We start from the raw sequence: 20102 nt of genomic DNA on the forward strand, positions 1-20102 counted from the left end.
CCTTTCCTTGTGATCTCACATTCCGTCACCGCTGCCGACGGCGCTGGTGAAACGCTCAGGCAGGTGCTCGAATCCGTCACCCCGCGGGGAGTGCAGGAGCGGGACCATCAGGATCCCGCTGAGGAGTCCGATGGCGAGGAAACGGAAGAACCACATGGCCGACATGATCTCGGATGGCGGAGAGGGTAGGTCAAGAGCCGGGCTGGGGGAGCTTCCACGGATGGAAGGGCGTGATCGGTTCCTGGATCATGGTTAGAGGGGGGGTGAGGAGCCTGCGGGATATATGCGGGATGATCTTCTGTCGTTCGGGTCAGGGAAGATGCTTTCGCCCTGCTCAGAAACTCTGCCGTCGCCCGGAACACGGCCCTCTTGAAAACCGCTAGGGCCGGTGGCGGTCCTCGTGGGTTCGAATCCCGCGCTCTCCGCCGAGCACGCGAAACGGTGTCTGACCAGGGGTTCCGCCCCGGTGAGGCACCGTTGACCGTTGCCGGGGTGCGCAGCCGTGCGCCGCTCCGAGCCGTTGCATGTCGCTGATCGGGGGATATCCGTGGGGCGAAGGCTTCGCCCCACTCGGCCGTCTTCCGGAGATCCGGCAGGAAGCTTTCGGTGAGGGCCTTCGTCCGCAGGGTCTTCGACTTCTGCCGGGCAGAGACCTTCCGGCGGGCCTCATGGGACGCGGTCTTGCCGGAGGCATTCCGGCGGGCCTCTGCGGGCTGCGAGTCAGGTTCAGCGTGACCGCCGTTGCACGACGTCGGCGAGTACGGTGGTCACCAGCTTGTTGACGGTCGCCGTGGTCGGTGGGTCCGGGTCGCGGTCCGCGAACAGGAGGTGCCCGCCTCCGACCAGGGAGAGGGTGAGCGAGTCGATGTCGGCGTCGGTCGCGATACGGCCCATTGCGCGCTCGTCGGTCAGGTAGGCGGAGACCGCGGTCGTGGCCTGGGCGAGGATCGCGATGCCGCCTCCGGGCATGGCTTGCCGCAGCCGTGCGCGCAACTCGTCCCGGAACGTGATGAGCGGGATGATCGCCACGGGAACCGGCCCGAACAGGGTGGTCAGCGCGCCGGTGAGGTTGTCGGCCACGGTGCCGGTGCCGACGGACTCGCGCAGCGCCCGCGCCTGCGTCTCGAGCTGCGCGGCCCGGTCGAGCACGAGTTCGGTGAGGAAGGCGTCGAAGTCGGTGAAGTGCCGGTGCAGTACGCCCTTGGCGCAGCCGGCCTCGTCGGTGACGGCCCGGCTGGTCAGCCCGTTCGGGCCATCCCGCAGCAGCACGCGTTCGGCGGCGTCGAACAACTGCTGCCGCGCGTCGCGAAGGTGCACCCCGGTCGGCACTTGACAGACCCCCTCCTGCGTTGGGCTCCTGAATATCCATTGGCATGTGGGCGCTTGCCCACTAAGGTGAACGCATGCCCACTCTACCGCGAGAGCAACCAGAATCCGCGCAGCCGCATCAGGCTCGGCGGACGGCCGAATCGTTCGGCACGGACCCGCAACGCTACGACCAGGCCCGGCCCGGTTACCCCGATGACCTGGTGATGCGTATCGTCACCGGGAGCCCGGGGCCTGACGTGCTCGATGTCGGCTGCGGCACCGGCATCGCGGCCGGTCAGTTCCAGGCCGCCGGTTGCGCGGTGCTCGGCGTCGAACCGGACGCGCGGATGGCCGACTTCGCGCGAGCCCGAGGTTTGCAGGTCGAGGTGGCGACCTTCGAAGCCTGGGAACCGGCCGGCCGGATGTTCGACGCATTGATCGCCGCCCAGTCGTGGCACTGGGTGGACCCGGCCGTCGGCGTCGTGAAGGCGGCCGAGGTGCTGCGTCCGAACGGGCGCCTGGCGATCTTCGGGCACGTGTTCGAGCCGCCTGCCGAGGTGGCCGGGCCGTTCGCGGCTGCCTACCGCCGGGTGGCGCCCGACTCCCCGTTCAGCGATCAGCCGGCGCGACCTCCGCTGGAGATGTACCAGGCGGGGTACGCGAAGATCGCCGACAGCATCCGCGAGACCGGGCGGTTCACCGACCCGGAACAGTGGCGATTCGACTGGGAGCGGTCCTACACGCGCGACCAGTGGCTGGACCTGCTCCCCACCACCGGCGGCCTCACCCGGCTCCGTCCCGACCAGCTGGCCGAGATCCTGGACGCGGTCGGCCAGGCCGTCGACGCTCTGGGCGGCCGCTTCACGATGCGCTACACCACTCTGGCGGCTACCGCCGTACGCGTCGGCTCCCCTTGATCCGCGCTCGGCTCGACGCGGGCGCCGACCCGAATTCGGGTGGGGTGCACTTCCACGGTCGCCGCCGGGGCGGACCCGTGGCGGCCGACGACGAACCTCATTAGTGTGACCGAGTGCTCAGCTACGACGATCTTGTAGAGCAGGCCGTTCGAGCATCCGTCCTCGGCTGGGACTTCGGCTGGTTACGCGGCAGGACAACCGGCGGGAGACCATCCTGGGACTACGCCGAGCGAGCCTCCGCGCTGCTCCCGGCGACGCGGCGACTGCTCGACGTGGACACCGGCGGGGGAGAGGTCCTGGCCTCCCTGTCTCCACTGCCCCGTCATACCGTCGCGATGGAGGGGTGGCAGCCGAACGTGCCTGTCGCCGCCAAGCGGCTCGGACCGATGAACGTCACCGTGCTGGCCGGTACGGCGGATCGCATCCCCGCACGTGAGGGTGCCTTCGACCTCGTGCTCAACAGGCACGGTGCACTTGACCCGGTCGAAGCGGCGCGCGTTCTGGCCGAAGGCGGCAGACTGCTCACGCAGCAAGTGGGCAGCCGCAATGACCTGGAGCTGAACCATGCGCTGGGAGTGCCGCCCTCCGCGGATCCGGAGAGCTGGACCCTGGCCGTGGCGGAGGAGCGGTTCCACAGATGCGGGCTGCGTGTGCTGGACGCCCGGGAAGAGATGATCGACTACGTTTTCCAGGACATCGGCGCCGTAATCTTCCAGCTACGCGCCGTCCCGTGGCAGGTCCCCGGTTTCGATCACGACCGCCACGGGGAACCGCTACGCGCTCTCCATGAGCGCATCCGGTCCGAGGGTGCTTTCACCGTCCGGCATCACCGGTTTCTCATCGAAGCCGAACTCCGCCGCACCTGAAGACACGGTCTGCCCGGACGGAAGCGGGGCCGACGCCACGATGACCGATCCCGCTTCGGCGGGCTCATGTGAGAAGCCTCATGTCCGCCCTCTCTCCAGGGACGGGGAGGGGAGTACACCGTTGCTCGTTTCCGGGGGTAGTAGAGCCGGTCGTCGCGGCGCGTCGGGGGAGCAGCAGCGGGGTCGCCAGCAGGAGCACGCCGGCCAGGCCGATGGCCGTGTGCGGGCCGAGCAGGCCGCCCAGCACGCCCCAGACGGCCGTCAGGAGCGCGGTCGAGACTCTGGTCGTCACCGTCCAGGCGGACAGCGTGCGGGCGACCCGGTCGGGCGCGGTGCGTTCGAGGCGGTAGGTGGCGTAGACGGGGTTGAAGACCCCGCAGCAGAAGATGAGCCCGAGCTCGACGCCCATCACCAGCAGCAGACCGCCGGTCCCCGGCCCCAGGAAGGCCAGCCCGATGGGCCAGATCGCGCGCAGCGTCCCGGCCACGACCAGGACCCGGTGCTGCCCGAACCGGGTGGTGAGCGGCCGGGCCAGCCGCGACCCGAGCAGCCCGCCGATTGCGGGCGCGGCGAAGGCGAGGCCGTACTGCCACGGTGCGAACCCGAGCCGGCCGAGCATCAGGACGGCCAGCAGCGCGTCGGTGGCCATCACCAGGCCGTTGAAGGCGGCGGTGTTGAAGAACAGGGGGCGCAGCGTCGGGTCGGCGAGGATGTACCGCCAGCCGTCGAGCAGGTCCCCGGCCCGCACGCGTGCGACCCGCCGGCGCTCGGGCCGCGGCTCCCGGCCGCCCGCCGCGCCGATGCCCAGGGCCGAGAGCAGGTAGCTGACCGCGTCGGCCGCCACCGTCACCACCGGGCCGAGGAGCCCGATCGCCGCGCCGCCCAGCGGCGGCCCGATGACCGTGGTCGTCCAGGCCGTCGACTCGAAGCGGGCGTTGGCGACGAGCAGGTGCTCGGCCGGCAGCAGAGTCTTCAGGTAGGCGCCGGAGGCGGCGCGGAAGGTGATGTCGGCCGCCGCGACGACGACCGAGACCAGCAGGAGCTGGACGAAGGAGAGCACGCCGAGCGCGAACGCGGCGGGAATCGTCAGCAGCGCCGCGAACCGCACCAGGTCCGTCCCGATCAGCACCGGCCGCTTGCGGCGGAACTCCACCCACGGGCCCAGCGGCACCGCCGCGGCCGCGCCCGCCAGAGCCCCCACCGAGGACAACGCCGCGACCTGCTCCGGTCCGGCGTGCAGCACCTGGACGGCGATCAGCGGGAACGCGCCGAAGGCCAGCCACGTGCCGAGCGCGCTGGTCCCGTACGCCCCCCAGAGCCACCCGAACTGCCGCCCCAACCGGTGCCCGCTCCGCATGCCCGACGCTCCTCGCCGCTCACTCACACAACCGATCCGCGATCGGAAGCATCGAAGCGCGCGCCATGCGCAGGAATCAAACAACCATCAGGCCGTCTATCCACAACTGATGGTTGTATCCGTAGGGTGTGTCCGCATGGACCTCGACGCCGTCCGGACCTTCATCGCCGCCGCCGACGCGGGGCGGTTCCAGGAGGCCGCCGCCGAGCTGGCGGTCACCCAGCAGGCCGTCTCCAAGCGCATCGCCGCGCTGGAGCGCAGCCTCGGCGTGCGGCTGTTCACCCGCACGCCGCGCGGAGCCGAGCTCACCATCGACGGGCAGGCGTTCCTGCCCCACGCCCGCGAGCTGCTGCGCGTCGCCGAGCGCGCGGTCGCGTCCGTGCACACCGGCCGCCGTCCGCTACGCGTCGACATGATCACCTCGCGCAGCGCGACCTCGGGCCTGATGCGCGGCTTCCACCGCGCGCACCCCGAGATCGACCTCGACGTGGTGATGCTGTTCGACATCGAGACCGCCGTTGCCGCCATTCGGTCCGGTGCGATCGACGCGTCCTTCCGCGCCGTCACCATGCCCGGCCGGCCCCTTCCCGGGGACATCGAGTCGGTCCGGGTGCTCGACGAGCCGCTCCAGTTCCTCGTCGGTCCCGCCCACGCGCTGGCGTCCGCCCGGTCGGTGACCCTGACCCGGCTCGCCGGGCACCGGATCTGGATGCCCGGCCTCGCCCCCGGAACCGAGTGGACCGCCTACTACGACGACCTGGCCGCCGAGTTCGGCCTCACCATCGAGGCGACCGGCCCCAACTTCGGCTCCGACGCGCTCCTCGACACCATCGCCGACACCCCGGCCCTGGCCACCTTCATGGGCGAGCAGACCCGCCTGGTCTGGCCCGCCGGCCACGGCCTGCGCCGCATCCCGGTGACCGACCCCACGCCCGTCTACCCGCACTCACTGCTGTGGCGTCGCGACGACCCCCACCCCGCGCTGGCCGTCCTCCGAGCCCACCTCGCCGCTACGGCGGCCGGCCACGGCGCCCCTGGGACCTGGGCGCCGGACTGGGTGATCCCGCGTTGAACGCCGCCTCGGCGGGCCGGACCGCCGGACCGGGATCCAGCGTGATCATTTAGGGCTGTGAGGGTCCGTTCGGCCCGGTCCCGGAGACCGAGAGTGAAGGCCCGCGTGGAGAGGCGCAGCCGGGTGGGGACGGACGCTGTCCCTCCCTGCCGCCGGAGGACTCAAGGGGTACAGATGTCTTTCATGAGGTCCCAGAAGGACCTGTGACGCTGGGCACCGGCCATCCAGGCCGCGAGCAGCCAGGCCTCCCACTCGCCGTCAGGGGTCATGACGTGAGGGTTGAGAAGGAGATCTCCGTCCCACATCCCGACTGAAAGGGCGTCGGGCAGGTATTCCGTTCTTATGGCGTGCTGGTTCTGCTCCTCTCCGTAGACCAAGTAGAGGTCATCGGGCACTTCGTCTCTGGGCGACGACCAGGCTTCGACCGTTGAGGGCATGACGTCACGGAGCCAGCCGACCTCCGCGACCGGCCACAGGGAGTACTCCTCGACGCCCCAGCCGTCGGAGTACAGGAGGAACTGCCGGTAGCTCGGCGGCAGGTTCACGCCCAACCGCTCTTCGAGCCGGACGACTTCTGATTCGCCGGCCGGGGGGTGGAGGCCGTGGCCCGGCGGCAACGGCGGCTGGTCCGGCCCCTCGGCCACCGGCTCCTCCTCCGGGAAGAGATCGGACCATTCGTACGAGGTGTTCATGGTGGGTGACGGTATCCGCCGCGACTGACCGTTTCACCAGACGGAGGGCGCCGCAGCACCCGCCGGGCCATGCTCGATGCCGTAGTACATGAAGATCAGGGCGGCGCCCTCGCCTCCACAAGACCAGGGGCACACCGAGGTCTCCGTCAGATCCGGGGCGGTTCAGACCCCCACCGTCCCGTCACGGTCTCCTACGAGCTCACCGAACTCGGCCTGTCACTGCACCACCTGATGAGCGGGCTCAGGGGCTGGGCCGAGACGCACATGGACGAAGTCCTCGGCAACCGCGCGACACACGATGCCCGTACCGCCTGATGTGCCATCTCATGACATCGGTTCCGCGCAGTCAGGCCTGGCGGGCGTAGGACGCGAGGCGATCGGCGAGTGCGATGACGAGGTCGCGAAGTTCGTCGGGGCGCTCGATGACGAACGGCCGGTTGAGTGAGGCGAGTACCGGAGGCAACCAGTCGAGCCGCTCTGCCCGTAGCTCGGCGCGCAGCCAGCGCTCGGTCGCGCGGTCCTCGCCGGCTGCGGGATCGTGCTCCTCCAGGTTCGCGACGCCGGCGGGAAGGTGGGTGCGGATCTGCTCAACTGTTCCGTGGATCCGCAAGATCACCTCATGCTGGTACTCGGCCGTGGCGAACCCTGACAACACGCGCTGTGCCGGACCTGGACCCACCGGCGCTTCGAATGAGCCGGGCAGGGTCCTCGCGTCTGTGATGCGATCGAGCCGGAAGGTTCGGTCCTCGGCGATCCGGGCGTCCTTGCCTGTGACGTACCACCGGCCCGAATGGGCGACGATCCCGTACGCGTGCAGCGTGCGTTCGCTGCGCTGTCCGTCGCGGTCGGTGTAGCGGATCGAGATCGGCCGGTGGTGGCGTACCGCGTCGGCGATGGTGAGCAGGACCTCCGCGTCCGGGGCGTCGAACTCGCCGGGCTGATCCGTGAAGGCGAGAGCTTCCAGGAGTGTGTCGAGCCGACGGGCGATGTGCTTGGGCAGCACCCGCCGGATCTTGGCCGATGCGGTCTCGTTCGCCGTGTGCTGCGTCGTCGTCAACCCTGCTCGGCGGCCGGCGACCAGGCCGAGCAGCACGGCCAGCGCCTCGTCGTCGCTGAGCATGAGCGGAGGCAAGCGGTACCCGGGAGCGAGCCGGTACCCGCCGTAGCGGCCGCGCACCGATTCCACGGGCACGTCGAGGTCGATCAGCTGGTCCACATACCGTCGCACGGTGCGCCCTTCGACGCCGAGCCGGTCGGCGAGTTCGGCCATGGTCCGGGTGCCGCCCGACTGCAGCAGCTCCAGGAGTGTCAGCACGCGGCCAGTGGGGCGAGGCATGTGCACAACTTAACGCGGATACTGGACCGATTCTGTCCACTATTTCTCCTAGCCTGCGACGTGCACACCCCCAGTACAGCCAAGGAGATCCCTATGGACTTCGTCTCGATCCGCATCATCACCGGCAACGTCGCGCGCCTCGTCGAGTTCTACGAGCGCGCCATAGGGACGCAGGCGATGTGGGCCACCGAGGACTTCGCCGAACTCAAGACCACGGGCGCCACCCTCGCGATCGCCGGCACCCGCACCGTCCCGCTGTTCGCCCCGGGCTCCGCCCGCCCGGCCGACAACCACAGCGTGATCATCGAGTTCCTCGTCGACGACGTGGACCGCGTTCACCGGAACCTGACCGGCTTCGTCACCGACTTCGTCAACGGCCCCACCACGATGCCCTGGGGTAACCGGTCGCTGCTGTTCCGCGACCCCGACGGCAACCTCGTCAACTTCTTCACCCCCGTCACCCCGGCGGCCATCGAGCGGAGCTCTCCTTCAGGCGGCCGATGACCTGCTTGTGAGCCCTCGCTTCCCGATCCCCCGTCACCGATGATGGACGGATGACAGAGACACCCTCTGTACCACCGGGGACCGGGCCGCTCGCGCCGGAGTTCTCCGGGATCGACCCGGCGCTGATGAGAGGCTTCATCGCCGAGCTGGAACGGGCCGGGCAGGTGATCGCCGAGCAGGCCGAGAACATCCGCCGGGAGCTGGCCGCCGTCGATCTGCCCGCCGCCGGGCTCGCCCCCATCCGGGAGATCGGCGGCTGGGCCGAGCAGCAGGTGCCCAGGCTCCGCCAGAGAGTGGCGACCATCACGGCCCCCGGACCGGAGATCCCCGGGATGGTCGGCGCGGGCCTGCGGCCGTACCAGGAGGCGTCGCTGCTCTCCCCGGCCGAGGCGCGGCGTCGGGGCACCGAGCTGGGCGAGCGGTTCGCCGCCATCGACCCGGACGAGTTCCGGTTCGCCGGGCCGTACGCCTCGGAGAAGATCGCCGCGGTGTTCGAGGAGCTGAAGGCGCACCGGCACGACGCCGGTTTCACCGCCGCGTTCTTCGCCGCGCTCGGCCCGGCCGGGATCCGCCGGGTGAACGCCGCGCTGCGCCGGCTGCCCGACGACGAGCGGTCCGACGCGCTCCGCACGGCCGGTACGGCCTTCGCCACCGCGGTCAGCGGCGGAGCGAAGACGCCCGGCTTCGCCGCGGTGATGAAGGCCGCGGAGAAGGCGATGATCGGGAGCGCCGGGGACGCCGAGGATGTGGAGGCGGTCGCGGCGCTGCTGAGCCACGGGGACTACCCGGATGCGTGGCTGGCCGGACTCGCCGCGCCCGCGCTGCGGTCCGGCAGCCGGATCGGCGGCTCGGCCCTGGCGGGAGTGCTCAACGCGCTGGGGAACAACCCCGCCGCGGCCCGCCTGGCGGTCGGTTCGGCGGCCCGCTTCGGCCCGGACCCGGCTCCGCCGACCGTCGCCCTGCCCTTCGGGCGGCTTCCGGGATCCCCGGAGAAGTGGGACGACCGGCCGGAGCTGGCCGCGTTCCTGAAGGACCTCAATGAGCGGACGATGGGGGTTCCGGAGACGGCGGGCGCCTTCGGGCGGCTCCTGGCCGCGGCCTCCGGCGCCTACGACGAGCAGGACGGAAAGCACAGCCAGGAAGCGGCGTTCTTCGCCTACACCGTGATGACCGAGGCGGACGGGTGGCGGCTGAACGACGCGACCCGGATCCACCTGGCGGAGATCGGGGCCTCGTACGCCACCGAGATCACCATGGGCGCCAACCTCAACGACGCCGACGTGGCCAAGGACAGCGCCATGCGGACCACTCCCGGCCTGTTCGAGTGGACACCGCCTCCCGGGTTGCGCGGCGCCTTCCGGTTGAGTCCCGAGGACACCTTCCGCTTCATGACCACCTTCGCGGGTGACACGGATGCGCGACTCCGCTTCGACGCGGGCATGGATGCGTTCCTCCATCGGGTTCTCCCGCAGGCGGCGAGCGCCGCCAGGAGCAGTGGAACCCCGGTTCCATTGGACAACCTGTTCACGGCCCTGGGCAACGTCCGGGGCACCGAACTGGCCGCCGCCGTGCGGGTGCTCAAGCCCGGAGACGAGGGCTCCGAGACCGCGGAGGACGCGGAGAGCTTCCTGGCGGGCGGTGTCATGGGCGTCGTCGGGCTGCTCTCTCCGTTCTCCGCCATCCCCAGGACCTGGACGGCCTTGTCCACCGGGGTCTCCGGCTACTACACCTACGGTCGGGGTCCGGAGGAGCAGGTGAAGAAGCTCCTGGAGTCGGATGAGGCGAAGACGCTGGGGCGACGTCACGAGACGGTGCGGCTTCTCATAGAGCAGGGGTTCGTCCCGAAGGTTCCCCCGGCCGGGGCCATCGCCGATCCGAAGGGCGGCCTGCGCCCGTTCGAGGAGATTCTCAAGCAGGGCACGGCGGGGGTGAGGGCCCTCGACCAGTGGTTGGTCGACAACGGCTTGGGGAAGGGTGATCTCCTCTCCCTCGGTGAGATGACCGCACGGCAGGCCAAGAACTTCAACGGCGCCAGCGGGGAGTCTTACACCCGAGGGAGAAGCCATGCGGACCCGCAGGTCACGACCGACTGAGGCACCGGGTCTCGCCTCGTGCGGAGTATCGGCCCTTCGTGGACTCCAGAATGACCACTGTCCTTGTGGGCTCGTTCTCCATGTGGACTATCGCCCCCGTGCTCTCGGTTATTTTGTAATCGGCGATATCGCCCAGCGTGCTTATCATCATGACGTTCAGTGTGTAAGGCGCTGACTCATGATAGGAATCCGGTGCCGTTGCGGCGAAGGTGCGTTTGGCCTTGCCGTCGCCGCAGGGGATGTCCTTGCCGCCGGGATCGGTGACCTGGGCGTTCTGGGCGCTCACCTCGTCGAGAAGTTTCAGGATGTGCGTCTTGAGGGTCGCGCCGGCCGCGGCCGCCGTCGGTTCCTTCTCACCGCAGCCCGCCATGGCCAGAGCGGCCACCAGGAGTGTCGCGCCGAGCCGTACGGGAAGGCTCCGACTGGAAGGGGGCATTGGATATCCTCCAAAGAGCTGGCCGTCTGAGCGCACCATCTCATATCGTCCGGGAGAGCGCGCAAGCCGTTCCAAGGAGAAAGGGGAAGCGTTTGGCCCCCGAACCATCGGATATGGCCCCCGATCCCCGCAGGGAGGAATTGCTGCGGGCGCTGACGAAGGTGCGCATGCACGCGGCGCGACTGGAAGCGGCCCTGGACCCAGCGCATGCGGCGTTCACCGGCAAGGCGGTCTGGACGGGTCCGACCGCGCGGGACTTCACCGAGGAGCTGACCGGGCGCCGAGCACGGCTGCGGACGCTCACTCAGCGGATCGTCGAGGAGCTGGAGGACGAGCTGCGGGCCACCCCCGAGAACGCGGCCCGGTCCTCGGCCGCGCGGTGAGGTCCACCGAACACGCCCACCGCACCCGCCGTGGTGTGATTCGCCGGGGAGGCGGCCTATGCGCCCTCGGTGGGCTCCGCGCCGTCCTCGGCGGCGGCGACGAAGGTGCCCAGGCCTGGAACTGAGTAGACGAGTCCTTCCTCGCGAAGGTGGACGAGGACTTTTCGGGCGGTGTTCCGCGCGATCCCGAACTCCTGGCAAATCTGCGGCTCGCTGGGAACAGGCATGCCGATCTTGTAGACGCCGGCTTCGATCCGTCCTCGCAGAACAGCGGCTACCTGCACCCATCGTGGTTGATCAGGACGAAATTCGATCACTCTCCAGACCATAGGCCGCCATGGTGAGCCCCATAGCTCCTGGGGGAGTCCTGAGGAGCAATGGACCTCAGGGACGTCCATAGACAGCCCTATGGAGGTATGCTCAGGCTCAAGCCGCTTCAAAGACGGAGGTGGATCTTGATGTGTCGACCCGACTCCCCCGCGCTTCATGCTGATCAGGCCGTTGTCGCTGGTCGACCATTCGAGAGCCCTGTCGAGTTCGCCCACTTGGTATCGGGCCCTCTGCCCCAGCGGTCCACGCTTCTCAGCGCCCAACACATCCTCGTGGCCTACGTATAAATCGGCCCCGGCAGGCGCTGATGACGCCGTACCGGGGCCTTGATCAGGAATAGAGGTCCTGACCCATGCGACACCTTAACCCTCCGGACGCCGGGGGAGAGCCCGTCTGCGGGCCCTGCTTCTCCGCCTCCCGGCCGCCGCTGCCGATGGGCTGCGCCGTCTGCGGGCACCCGCCGTACGACCACGGGTGCCTGCACGTCGATGAACACGACTACCAGGCGCCCTCCGGCGCGCAGATCCGCGCCCGCCAGCACCTGATCCGCGCCGCCCGGCTGGACGAGCAGGGCATGCCCGCGACCGCGTGGGTGCGGCCGAGCATGTGCGTGCCGGTGGCCGCCGAGGAGACGCCGGTCGAGGAGGTGCTGGCCGTGCCCGTGCCCCGTACGGCCGAGCCCGCCCCGCAGGCGGTACCCCGGTCGCCTGTCCCGGTCGAGCCGCAGGCGGTACCCCGGTCGCCTGTCCCGGTCGAGCCGCAGGCGGCACCCTGGCCGCCCGTCCCGGTCGAGCCGGGGTGGCGGCCGGTCGAGCCGCGGGAGGCGCGTGCGGTACGGCTGGCGCGGGCCCGCGTCCCGGCCGCCCTGCAGCGGGCCCGAGCGCGGGCGGCGACCGCCCGGTCCCGGCCGCCCCACCCGGCCCCGGCCCTCGACGTCGGCCGTCCGGTTTCCGGCGGGCCGCCGTCCCGCAGCGCGGGCCGTCTGCGGCCCGGCGAGCCCACCGCCCACCACACCGCCTCCCGGTCGCCGGACCCGCCCGGGTCCACCAGGTGGCGGTCGCCGTACGAGGTCGCGGAGGTGAACGCATGACGGATCAGGAGCAGGCCGCGCTCGCCGAGCTGCTGCGGCGCGCCTGGCCCGGCTGGACGATCTGGCGTGCGGGCCGTACCTGGTACGCCACCGGCCCGTGCGCGGTCCCGGGCTGCCGCTGCGGGCGGACGCTGCACGCCCGGGGCCTGGTCCGGCTGTGCGAGCGGTTGCACGAGGAGAAGGCCCGGACGCGGGAGGGGGCGGCATGACCGCTGTCACCGCCCTCCGGAAGCCGTACGTCACGCCGTACGCCGAGGAGAACCGTGATGTGCCGCTCACCTTCGAGTGGGCGGCCGAAACCGGAGGGCCCCGACTGGCCTACCGCGACCTGGTCGGGCTGGTTGGGCCGGTTGCGCTCGGCCGGATCCGGGGCGCCGTGTCAAGGGCGCAGGACCACCTTGCCGAAGACCGTGCCCGACTCGAGCCGCTCGTGTGCGAGCGACGCCTGCGCGAGCGGGACGGCCGCGTCGGCGACGCCGCGCAGCACGCCGCGGGCGGCGAGGTCGAAGACGGTCTTCAGCCCCGACCGCAGCCGCTCGGGAGCGACCGAGCTGAGGCTGAACATGAGCAGCGACGGAGAGTGCGGGAAGAGTCCCACGAGACCGGCGGCGAAGTCCGGGGCGGGCAGCCCGCCGGCCGCGCCGCACACGACGTAACGGCCGTCGGGCCGCAGCCGTCCGAGATGGCGGCCGAGGTCGGCACCGGCCACGGGGTCGACGACGACGTCGTACGAGGCGTCCTCGTCGTCCCGGGTGGAGAACCCGAGCCCGTTCAGACGCCCGGCGTGCGCCGCCGAGCGGGTGCTCGCGGTCACCTCGGCCCCGAGGTGCGCCGCCACCTGGGCGGCCATCAAGCCCACGCCGCCGCTGGCGCCGCGGACCAGGACGCTCTCCCCGGGGGCCACGCCGGCCCGGTCGAGGAGCAGCGACGCGGTCAGCGCGTTGGCGCCGAGCGCCACGGCCTGGGCCGGGGAGACCTCGGGCGGCAGTTCCACCACGACGTCGTCGGCCACCGCCAGTTCGGCGTAGCCGCCTCCGCCGCCGAGCATGGCGTAGACCCGCTCGCCGGTCCCCCTGACGACGCCCGCGACCTCCAGGCCCGGGACGAACCCCGGCTCGGGGAACCCGGGGTACTGCCCGCGGCGGGACATCACATCGACGTACCCGACGCCCGCGGCCTCGACCTCGATCAGCGTCTGCCCCGGCCCGGGAACGGGATGGGGGAGGTCGACGAGGTGCAGGGCGCCCCCGTCGTCGAACGAATGCACAGTGATCGCCTTCATGCCTTCACCGTAGGGATCATCGGATGTATGGGAGAATGCGCGAAAGGACCCGATCCATACGAGATCGTGCGGAACGGATGGCGTGGACCTCTTCAGCGACGTGATCGGCGGCATGCGGGGCGGGCGGAAATCGTTCTGCCGGACCCGGGGCACCGGCCGGTGGGGCAGGCGGCTCGAGCCGTTCTCCGGGACGGGTTTCCACGTGGTGCTGGACGGCGGTGGCTGGCTCGTCACGCCGTCCGCGCCTCCGGTGCGGCTCGACGCCGGTGACGTGGTGTTCGTCCCGTACGGCGCGGCGCACGGACTGAGCGGGACCCCGGACCGCCCCTTCGCCGAGTTGCCCGCGGTGCCGGACGCGTTCCCGCCCGAGGACGGTGCCGCGTCGTACGCGGATGTGGTGTGCGGCGCCTACCGATCGGACAAGGGGCAGGTCCACCCCTTCCTGCAGGGCCTGCCCGATGTGATCCACATGCGTTCCGACCGGCACTCCGCCATGCGCACGGTGGTCGACCTGCTGGCCGACGGCCCGGAATCCGGGGTGGGGGCGGGCGCCGCCGTACCGGCCCTCATCGATCTGCTCCTGGTCTACCTGCTGCGCGCCTGGCACGACGACGATGCCGCCGCCGGGCCGCCCGCGGCGCTGGGCGATCCCGCCGTCGCGGCCGCTCTGCACCGGATCCACCGCGACCCCCGGCACAAGTGGACGGTGGAGGAGCTCGGCGCCGCGGTCGGCATGTCCCGCACCGCCTTCGCCCGCCGCTTCACCTCGCTCGTCGGGCTCCCGCCGGTGACGTACCTGACCAACTGGCGGCTCGACTGCGGCGCGCGGCTACTTCGCGAGACCGACGCGCCGCTGGCGTCGATCGCCCACCAGGTCGGCTACAGCTCGGAGTTCGCCTTCGCCAGCGCCTTCCGGCGCCGGTTCGGGACGCCGCCGGGCCGGTTCCGGCGCCGGGAACGCGCCTTCAGCGGATGAACGGCCTCCGACGGGGGCGGCCGGGCGGCGGGCGAGGGCGAGGTGGACGAGGCGGGAGACGATGACGGCGGTGGAGGCCAGGGCGCCCGCGCCCGCCCAGACGTACAGTGCGGGCCAGACGTAGGAGATCTGGTCCAGCGTGCCCTCGCGGCGCATCAGGAAGCCGACCAGATCGGCGAGACCGAGGAAGAACGCGATCGGCAGCGCCCAGGGGACCAGCCGTACGGCCGGGCGCCACGCGGCCTGTCCCGAACGGCGGCGGGCCCATCGGCGCGCACGGCACACCCCGGCGAGGCCGGCTCCGAGGCTGAGCAGCGTCAGGCCGCCCAGCCAGGGGTCCGCGGTCGTGGTGAAGGGTACGGCGCCCGCGTCCGTCCGCCCTTCGAGGAGGTCGATCAGTCCGTCGGTGAGGATGACCGCGTCGTCACCGGAGATCATCCCGGTGTTGGTGACGACGGCGATGCCGTACCCGCTCTCGGGCAGGAGCGTCTGCGCGGAGTTGTGGGTGAGCAGCCAGCCGGTGTGCCGGAGCGCGGGCGCCCCTCCGGGAGTCTTCCCCGTCTCCCAGCCCATGCCGTAGTGGCTGCCGCCCACGCCGGACGCGCGCTGGGCGGTCCTGAGCGTCTCCTCGGGCAGGACGCCGCCGGCGCCGTTCTGCGCGATCAGCCACCTGGCCATGTCGCGGGCGGTGCTGACGACGCCGTACGAGCCGTTGACGAACCACTTCGGATGGGAGCGCCTGACGACCTGGCCGTAGGCGCGGACGTGTCCCTCGCCCGCGTGGGGCAGGTCCGTGGTGACGTCGACCGTCGTGGTGGACGTCATGCCCAGCGGACGGAACACCGCGGCGGCCAGGTGGTCGGCGAACGGCACCCCGGCCACCACCTCGGCCAGCCGTGCCGCGACGGCGTAGTTGGGGTTGTGATAGATCATCCTGGTGCCGGGCTCGGCGGCGAGCGGAGCGTCCCGCAGCATCGCGACGGCGTCCTTCAGGGTGTCCGGTGCGGGGAGCGTCAGTTCCGGGAAGGTCCGGTCGCTCATGCCCGAGGTCTGCTGGAGCAGCTCCCGCACGGTGATCCTCCCGGCGCGGGGGTCGGCCATGGCGAACTCGGGCAGGTGCTTCCGGACGGGGTCGTCCAGGCCGATCCTGCCCTGGTCGGCGAGGCTCAGCACCGCCAGGGCGGTGAACGACTTCGACAGCGAGGCGAGCGGCATCGGCGTGTCCGCGGTGATCGCCTCGCCGGTGGCCGTGCGGCCGTAACCCGCGGCGTGCACGACCTGGTCGTCCTCGGTGACCGCGACCAGGGCGCCCGGCAGCCGGGTCCGCTCGAGGTAACCGCGCACGTAGCGGTCGATCGCGGTCGCACTCAGCCCGGTGGTCGCACTCAGCCCGGTGGTCGCACTCAGCCCGGTGGTCGTGCTCAGTCCGGCGGGCTCGGTGGCCCCAGCGGTCTTGGCGACCTCGGCGGACTTGGCGACCTCAGTGGTCCCGGCCGTCTCCGCCGCCTCCGGCAGGGCGTTCGCCGCCGTCGCGCCGGTTCCGAGCAGCGCTCCGGCCAGGCCGGCGATCACCGCGGCCCTCCACATCCTCATCGCGTTCTCCTCCCGGACCTTCGTCCACGTCGACGAACGCTAGAAGTCGGCGGGGCGGGCGCACAGCGGACGATCGGACGGGTCCCACCCTGACTTTCGTCAGGGGCCCGGGATCACGGTCTTCCGGTTCCGAGGCGGTCGGGCGGGCTGCCGGGCGAGGGAGCGCTCAGGCGAGCCGCCAGGCGAGGAAGCCCTCGGGCGCGTCGGCCTGGACGAAACCCGCGCCGGTCAGCTCCCCCTCGATCGCCTCCCACCCGGGACGGTAGGCGTGCCCGGCGATCTCCTCCTCGCTGATGACCCTGTCGCCCTCGGCGATCCGGTAGAGGTAGCGGGCCTCGATCGCCTCCCCGTCCGACCCGAGGACCTCCGACAGGACGGAGTAGGTGTGCCGGCCCACCCGGCGCGAGTCCAGCTCCTGGAGCGGGCGCGGCTCCGGGGGACCGCCCGCCCGCCAGGTGAAGACCAGCAGGCCGCCCGGCTCCAGCAGGCCCGCCAGCACCGGCCAGAGCCGCCTGCGGTAGTCCGGCTCCAGGGCGTACATCACGTTGATCATCACGACGGCCTCGACGGGCTCGTCCAGGTTCACGCTCAGCGCGTCGCAGGGGAGCACGGTCACCCGCTCCAGCAGCTCCGGGCGGGCGTTCAGCCGGGACAGCAGCAACGCGCGCATGCCCGCCGAGGGCTCCAGCGCGAAGATCTCCGCCGGGGTCCAGTCGGCCAGCGACGTGGTGACCAGGCCGCTTCCCGCACCGATCTCCAGGATGCTCCGCCGTACCCCGGCGAGGAGCGGCGGGAGCTGCTCGCGGACCCTCGGGATGTGCCCGTTCTCCTGGAACAGGTCGTAGAAGGGGAAGGAGATGAAGTCGCTCATGGCGGGCAACGGTACTTCAGGGACGAATGTCGGATGGGTTCTCTACGCTGCGCAGGCATGGTGAGAGTGAGCTTCGTCGACGAGACGACCTCGGGTGAGCGGCACGAGGCCTGGCATCTGGAGATCTTCGAGGAGCGGATCACGCTGCGCGAGGTGATCCGGCGCCGGGTCTTCCAGGAGGTCGCCGAGTACAACGCGGCCCCGCCGGAGACCTTCCGGGGGCTGGTCCAGCCGGGTGAGACCGAGCGGGCGCTGAACGGCGACCGCACCCGGGCCCCGCGCCGGGTGGACGCCGAGCGGCAGTTCGCCAAGGCGGCGGAGGCGTTCGGCCGCAACGGGTTCCTGGTCCTGGTCGACGACCGGCAGGTGGAGGACCTGGACGCCGAGCTCGACCTCCGGATGGGCACCGAGATCACCTTCCTCAAGCTCGTCCCCCTGATCGGTGGCTGATGCCCCTCAGCGCGTTCGACCCGGCGCCGATGCGTGCGTTCGCGGACGGTGGGGACGCCGCGAAGCTGGCGACCGAAGTGGTGCTCTCCCAAGGTCCCAACGGGATGTGGGGGCGGGGCTGGACTCTTCTGGCCGACATCCTCGCCACCTGCCCGGACGAGTTCCGGATCGAGGTGGCCCTCGCCGGGCTGGACCTCGACGAAGGCTACATGCCCGACGCCCTCGCGGAGACCGCCCTGCGGGACGTCCCGCTCGGGGGGCACCTCGACGCGGTGGAGGCATTCCTCTCCAAAGCCGCCGAATCCAAGGCGCACCATTCCCACGGCCTCCTCGCCCGCCTCGCCACCGTGTGGCTGGGAGCCGGTCGAGAGCTTCCGGGACCGGTGCTGGGCGTGATCCGGCGTACGGCGCGCGCCGCATACGGCAGAGTCCCCCTTCAGGATCTGGTCTTCCCTCCCGGTCACCCGGTCCTCAGCGCCGGTGAGCCCTGGGCCGACCAGGCGCTCGCCGATCTGGCGGTGCGGGGAGAGGAGTGGCGGGCGCTGGCGGCGCACGCGGTGACCGCCACCTCCGCCAAGCCGTCCGGCGCCTGGGAGCGGCGGGCGCGGCGGCTGCTCGACGCGGTGGGACCCGAGCCCGCGCGGGCGGCGATCGTCCGATGGCTCGCCCTGGTGGGACGGCCGAGGAGCGTTCCCGTCCGTCACATGGACGACGCGGAGTTCGACGCGCACAACGCGTTCGGCGTCCGCGGGCTGGCCTGGATGCTGGCCTTCCTGCCCGGACACCCGGACTCGGCCCGGACCCTCGGCACGCTGGTGGAGACGGCCCTGCGCAAGGTCCCCGGGATCGGACCGCGCAGCCCGCTGGTCGCCAACGCGGCCGTGCACGCGCTCTCCCGGATGGACGGCGAGGCCGCGCTCGCCCAGCTGGCCCGGTTGTCCGCCCGGGTGACCTACAAGGGCACGCTGAAGGTCCTGAACACGGCGCTCGACACGCGTTCCGCCGCTCTCGGGCTCTCCCGCGAGGAGGTCGAGGAGCTCGCCGTACCCGTCTACGGCCTCACCGAGGTGGGCCGGAGGGCCGAGAAACTCGGCGAGGCCGTCGCCGAGCTGGCCGTCACCGGCACCCGGACCACCCTCACCTGGCGGAACGCCGCCGGGAAGGCGGTCAAGTCACCGCCCGCGAGCGTACGGCGGGACCACGCCGAGGAGCTGGCCGAGCTGAAGGCCTCGGCCAAGGACATCGGCAAGATGCTCGCGGCCCAGGCCGAGCGGCTCGACCAGCAGTTCCTGGCGGAGCGGTCCTGGCCGTACGAGGTCTGGCGCGGGCGCTACCTGGACCACCCGCTGGTCGGCACGCTCGGCAGGCGGCTGATCTGGCTGGTCGACGGCGTGCCGTGCGGCTACGCCGACGGAGCCCTGCGCGACGTGGACGACGCGCCGGTGGCGCCGGCCGCGGACGCGACCGTACGGCTCTGGCACCCGATCGGCCGGGACACGGCCGAGGTGCTCGCCTGGCGCGACCGGCTGGAACGCCACCGGATCACCCAGCCGTTCAAGCAGGCCCACCGCGAGATCTACCTGCTGACCGCCGCGGAGGAGAACACCCGCGTCTACTCCAACCGGTACGCCGCGCACGTCCTGCGTCAGCACCAGTTCCACGCGCTGGCCGCGCTGCGCGGCTGGCGCAACAGACTGCGGATCATGGCCGACGACGCCTATCCGCCCGCGGTCCGGGAGCTGCCGCGGTGGGGGCTGCGCGCCGAGTTCTGGATCGGCGGCATCGGCGACGACTACGGCGTCGACACCGCGGACTCGGGGTCCTATCTGCGGCTCACCACCGACCAGGTGCGTTTCTACCCGATCACCGCGCCGGACAACCACGCGCATGCCTATGACGGTTGCGGATACGAGCAGGAGACGCGCGGTGGCGCCGCCGCCGGGCCGGTCCCGCTGGACGAGGTGCCGCCGCTGGTGCTCAGCGAGGTCATGCGCGACGTCGACCTGTTCGTCGGGGTGGCGAGCGTCGGCAACGACCCGACCTGGCAGGACGGCGGGCCGGACGGCCGCTTCCGCGACTACTGGACCTCCTACGGCTTCGGCGAGCTGTCGGGCACCGCGCAGACCCGTCGCGACCTGCTGACCCGGCTGGTGCCGCGACTGGCGATCGCCGACCGCTGCACGGTCGAGGGCCGGTTCCTGCACGTCCGCGGGAACCTGCGGACCTACAAGATCCATCTCGGGTCGGGCAACATCCTGATGACTCCCGACGACCAGTACCTGTGCGTCGTCCCCGGGCGGGCCGCCGAGACGGGCGACGGCCAGGTGTTCCTGCCGTTCGAGGGCGACCGGGTGCTGGCGGTCATCCTCAGCAAGGCCGTGCTCCTGGCCGGGGACACCGCGATCACCGACCCGACCATCACCCGGCAGATCCGCCGGTGACCGCGTCCCCGGCAGGCTGCCGGCCCGCAGGCGGCCAGTCCTGCGGGCCGGCCGCATCGGCCGCACCGGTCCATGAGGGTGGCGGCTGACGGGGCGGTCAGGCCG

General features: G+C 71.5%; 20 protein-coding genes and 1 pseudogene. 11 read left to right on the plus strand and 10 right to left on the minus strand.

Annotated features, from left to right (window positions below; genetic code table 11):
- Positions 1-15 precede the first annotated feature (15 nt).
- Positions 16-156 (minus strand): hypothetical protein, encoded by a 141-nt coding sequence (locus tag IEZ06_RS29335; RefSeq protein WP_189239926.1) that lies wholly within the window; start codon positions 154-156, stop codon positions 16-18.
- A 570-nt stretch (positions 157-726) separates the two neighbouring features.
- The gene (locus IEZ06_RS29340; RefSeq protein WP_189239927.1) at positions 727-1329 is read right to left on the minus strand and encodes a TetR/AcrR family transcriptional regulator; all 603 of its coding nucleotides are present in this window, start codon (positions 1327-1329) and stop codon (positions 727-729) included.
- A gap of 74 nt (positions 1330-1403) precedes the next feature.
- Here IEZ06_RS29340 and IEZ06_RS29345 point away from each other — a divergent pair, with 74 nt between their 5' ends.
- Both IEZ06_RS29345 and IEZ06_RS29350 read left to right on the plus strand, forming a co-directional pair.
- A complete protein-coding gene (locus IEZ06_RS29345) occupies positions 1404-2225 on the plus strand; it encodes a class I SAM-dependent methyltransferase (protein ID WP_189239928.1) in 822 nt (273 codons plus the stop codon).
- Positions 2226-2338: 113 nt separating this feature from the next.
- A complete protein-coding gene (locus IEZ06_RS29350) occupies positions 2339-3091 on the plus strand; it encodes a methyltransferase domain-containing protein (protein ID WP_189239929.1) in 753 nt (250 codons plus the stop codon).
- A gap of 64 nt (positions 3092-3155) precedes the next feature.
- On the opposite strand, the gene IEZ06_RS29355 is transcribed toward IEZ06_RS29350, so the two are convergent.
- Positions 3156-4448 (minus strand): MFS transporter, encoded by a 1293-nt coding sequence (locus tag IEZ06_RS29355; RefSeq protein ID WP_189239930.1) that lies wholly within the window; start codon positions 4446-4448, stop codon positions 3156-3158.
- 136 nt (positions 4449-4584) lie between these two features.
- On the opposite strand from IEZ06_RS29355, the gene IEZ06_RS29360 reads away from it, so the two are divergent.
- Complete coding sequence (locus IEZ06_RS29360; protein WP_189239931.1) at positions 4585-5520, plus strand: LysR family transcriptional regulator; 936 nt, start codon at positions 4585-4587, stop codon at positions 5518-5520.
- A 161-nt stretch (positions 5521-5681) separates the two neighbouring features.
- Here the strand turns inward: IEZ06_RS29360 and IEZ06_RS29365 are convergent, their stop codons facing one another.
- Together IEZ06_RS29365 and IEZ06_RS29370 are read right to left on the minus strand one after the other, a co-directional pair.
- Complete coding sequence (locus tag IEZ06_RS29365) at positions 5682-6212, minus strand: SMI1/KNR4 family protein (protein WP_189239932.1); 531 nt, start codon at positions 6210-6212, stop codon at positions 5682-5684.
- Between the two features lie 346 nt (positions 6213-6558).
- The gene (locus IEZ06_RS29370) at positions 6559-7527 is read right to left on the minus strand and encodes a helix-turn-helix transcriptional regulator (protein WP_229798857.1); all 969 of its coding nucleotides are present in this window, start codon (positions 7525-7527) and stop codon (positions 6559-6561) included.
- Between the two features lie 114 nt (positions 7528-7641).
- On the opposite strand from IEZ06_RS29370, the gene IEZ06_RS29375 reads away from it, so the two are divergent.
- Together IEZ06_RS29375 and IEZ06_RS29380 are read left to right on the plus strand one after the other, a co-directional pair.
- Complete coding sequence (locus IEZ06_RS29375; RefSeq protein ID WP_189239934.1) at positions 7642-8052, plus strand: VOC family protein; 411 nt, start codon at positions 7642-7644, stop codon at positions 8050-8052.
- Positions 8053-8102: 50 nt separating this feature from the next.
- Positions 8103-10145: a hypothetical protein gene (locus IEZ06_RS29380; protein ID WP_189239935.1), complete on the plus strand. Its 2043-nt coding sequence runs from the start codon at positions 8103-8105 to the stop codon at positions 10143-10145.
- Here the strand turns inward: IEZ06_RS29380 and IEZ06_RS29385 are convergent.
- Complete coding sequence (locus IEZ06_RS29385; RefSeq protein WP_189239936.1) at positions 10132-10581, minus strand: hypothetical protein; 450 nt, start codon at positions 10579-10581, stop codon at positions 10132-10134. The genes IEZ06_RS29380 and IEZ06_RS29385 overlap by 14 nt on opposite strands.
- Before the next feature lie 113 nt (positions 10582-10694).
- Here IEZ06_RS29385 and IEZ06_RS29390 point away from each other — a divergent pair, with 113 nt between their 5' ends.
- Positions 10695-10964 (plus strand): hypothetical protein, encoded by a 270-nt coding sequence (locus IEZ06_RS29390; protein WP_189239937.1) that lies wholly within the window; start codon positions 10695-10697, stop codon positions 10962-10964.
- Between the two features lie 56 nt (positions 10965-11020).
- Here the strand turns inward: IEZ06_RS29390 and IEZ06_RS37540 are convergent, their stop codons facing one another.
- Positions 11021-11452, minus strand: coding sequence for a GntR family transcriptional regulator (locus tag IEZ06_RS37540; RefSeq protein ID WP_307811765.1), 432 nt, complete (start codon positions 11450-11452; stop codon positions 11021-11023).
- Positions 11453-11646: 194 nt separating this feature from the next.
- Here IEZ06_RS37540 and IEZ06_RS29400 point away from each other — a divergent pair, with 194 nt between their 5' ends.
- Positions 11647-12384, plus strand: a complete 738-nt coding sequence (locus tag IEZ06_RS29400) for a hypothetical protein (RefSeq protein ID WP_189239939.1) — start codon at positions 11647-11649, stop codon at positions 12382-12384.
- Complete coding sequence (locus IEZ06_RS29405; RefSeq protein ID WP_189239940.1) at positions 12381-12593, plus strand: hypothetical protein; 213 nt, start codon at positions 12381-12383, stop codon at positions 12591-12593. The genes IEZ06_RS29400 and IEZ06_RS29405 overlap by 4 nt, the downstream gene beginning before the upstream one ends.
- Positions 12594-12763: 170 nt before the next feature.
- On the opposite strand, the gene IEZ06_RS29410 is transcribed toward IEZ06_RS29405, so the two are convergent.
- Positions 12764-13666 carry a quinone oxidoreductase family protein gene (locus IEZ06_RS29410; protein WP_189239941.1) on the minus strand — a complete coding sequence of 301 codons (903 nt, stop codon included), beginning with the start codon at positions 13664-13666 and terminating at the stop codon, positions 12764-12766.
- 82 nt (positions 13667-13748) lie between these two features.
- Between IEZ06_RS29410 and IEZ06_RS29415 the strand changes: the two genes are divergently transcribed.
- Positions 13749-14642, plus strand: a complete 894-nt coding sequence (locus IEZ06_RS29415) for an AraC family transcriptional regulator (protein WP_189239942.1) — start codon at positions 13749-13751, stop codon at positions 14640-14642.
- Between the two features lie 453 nt (positions 14643-15095).
- Here IEZ06_RS29415 and IEZ06_RS36785 read toward each other — a convergent pair.
- Both IEZ06_RS36785 and IEZ06_RS29420 read right to left on the minus strand, forming a co-directional pair.
- Positions 15096-16235: pseudogene (locus IEZ06_RS36785) on the minus strand (serine hydrolase domain-containing protein); the annotation flags it as partial.
- 166 nt (positions 16236-16401) lie between these two features.
- A complete protein-coding gene (locus tag IEZ06_RS29420) occupies positions 16402-17106 on the minus strand; it encodes a class I SAM-dependent methyltransferase (RefSeq protein WP_189239943.1) in 705 nt (234 codons plus the stop codon).
- 57 nt (positions 17107-17163) lie between these two features.
- Between IEZ06_RS29420 and IEZ06_RS29425 the strand changes: the two genes are divergently transcribed.
- Entirely contained in the window at positions 17164-17556 is a 393-nt protein-coding gene (locus IEZ06_RS29425) for a hypothetical protein (protein ID WP_189239944.1), read from the plus strand.
- Positions 17556-19997, plus strand: a complete 2442-nt coding sequence (locus IEZ06_RS29430; RefSeq protein ID WP_189239945.1) for a DUF4132 domain-containing protein — start codon at positions 17556-17558, stop codon at positions 19995-19997. Before IEZ06_RS29425 ends, IEZ06_RS29430 begins: the two co-directional genes overlap by 1 nt.
- The last annotated feature ends 105 nt before the right edge of the window (positions 19998-20102 follow it).

The sequence above is a fragment of the Planomonospora antibiotica genome, from assembly GCF_014647955.1.
GTDB lineage: Bacteria > Actinomycetota > Actinomycetes > Streptosporangiales > Streptosporangiaceae > Planomonospora > Planomonospora parontospora.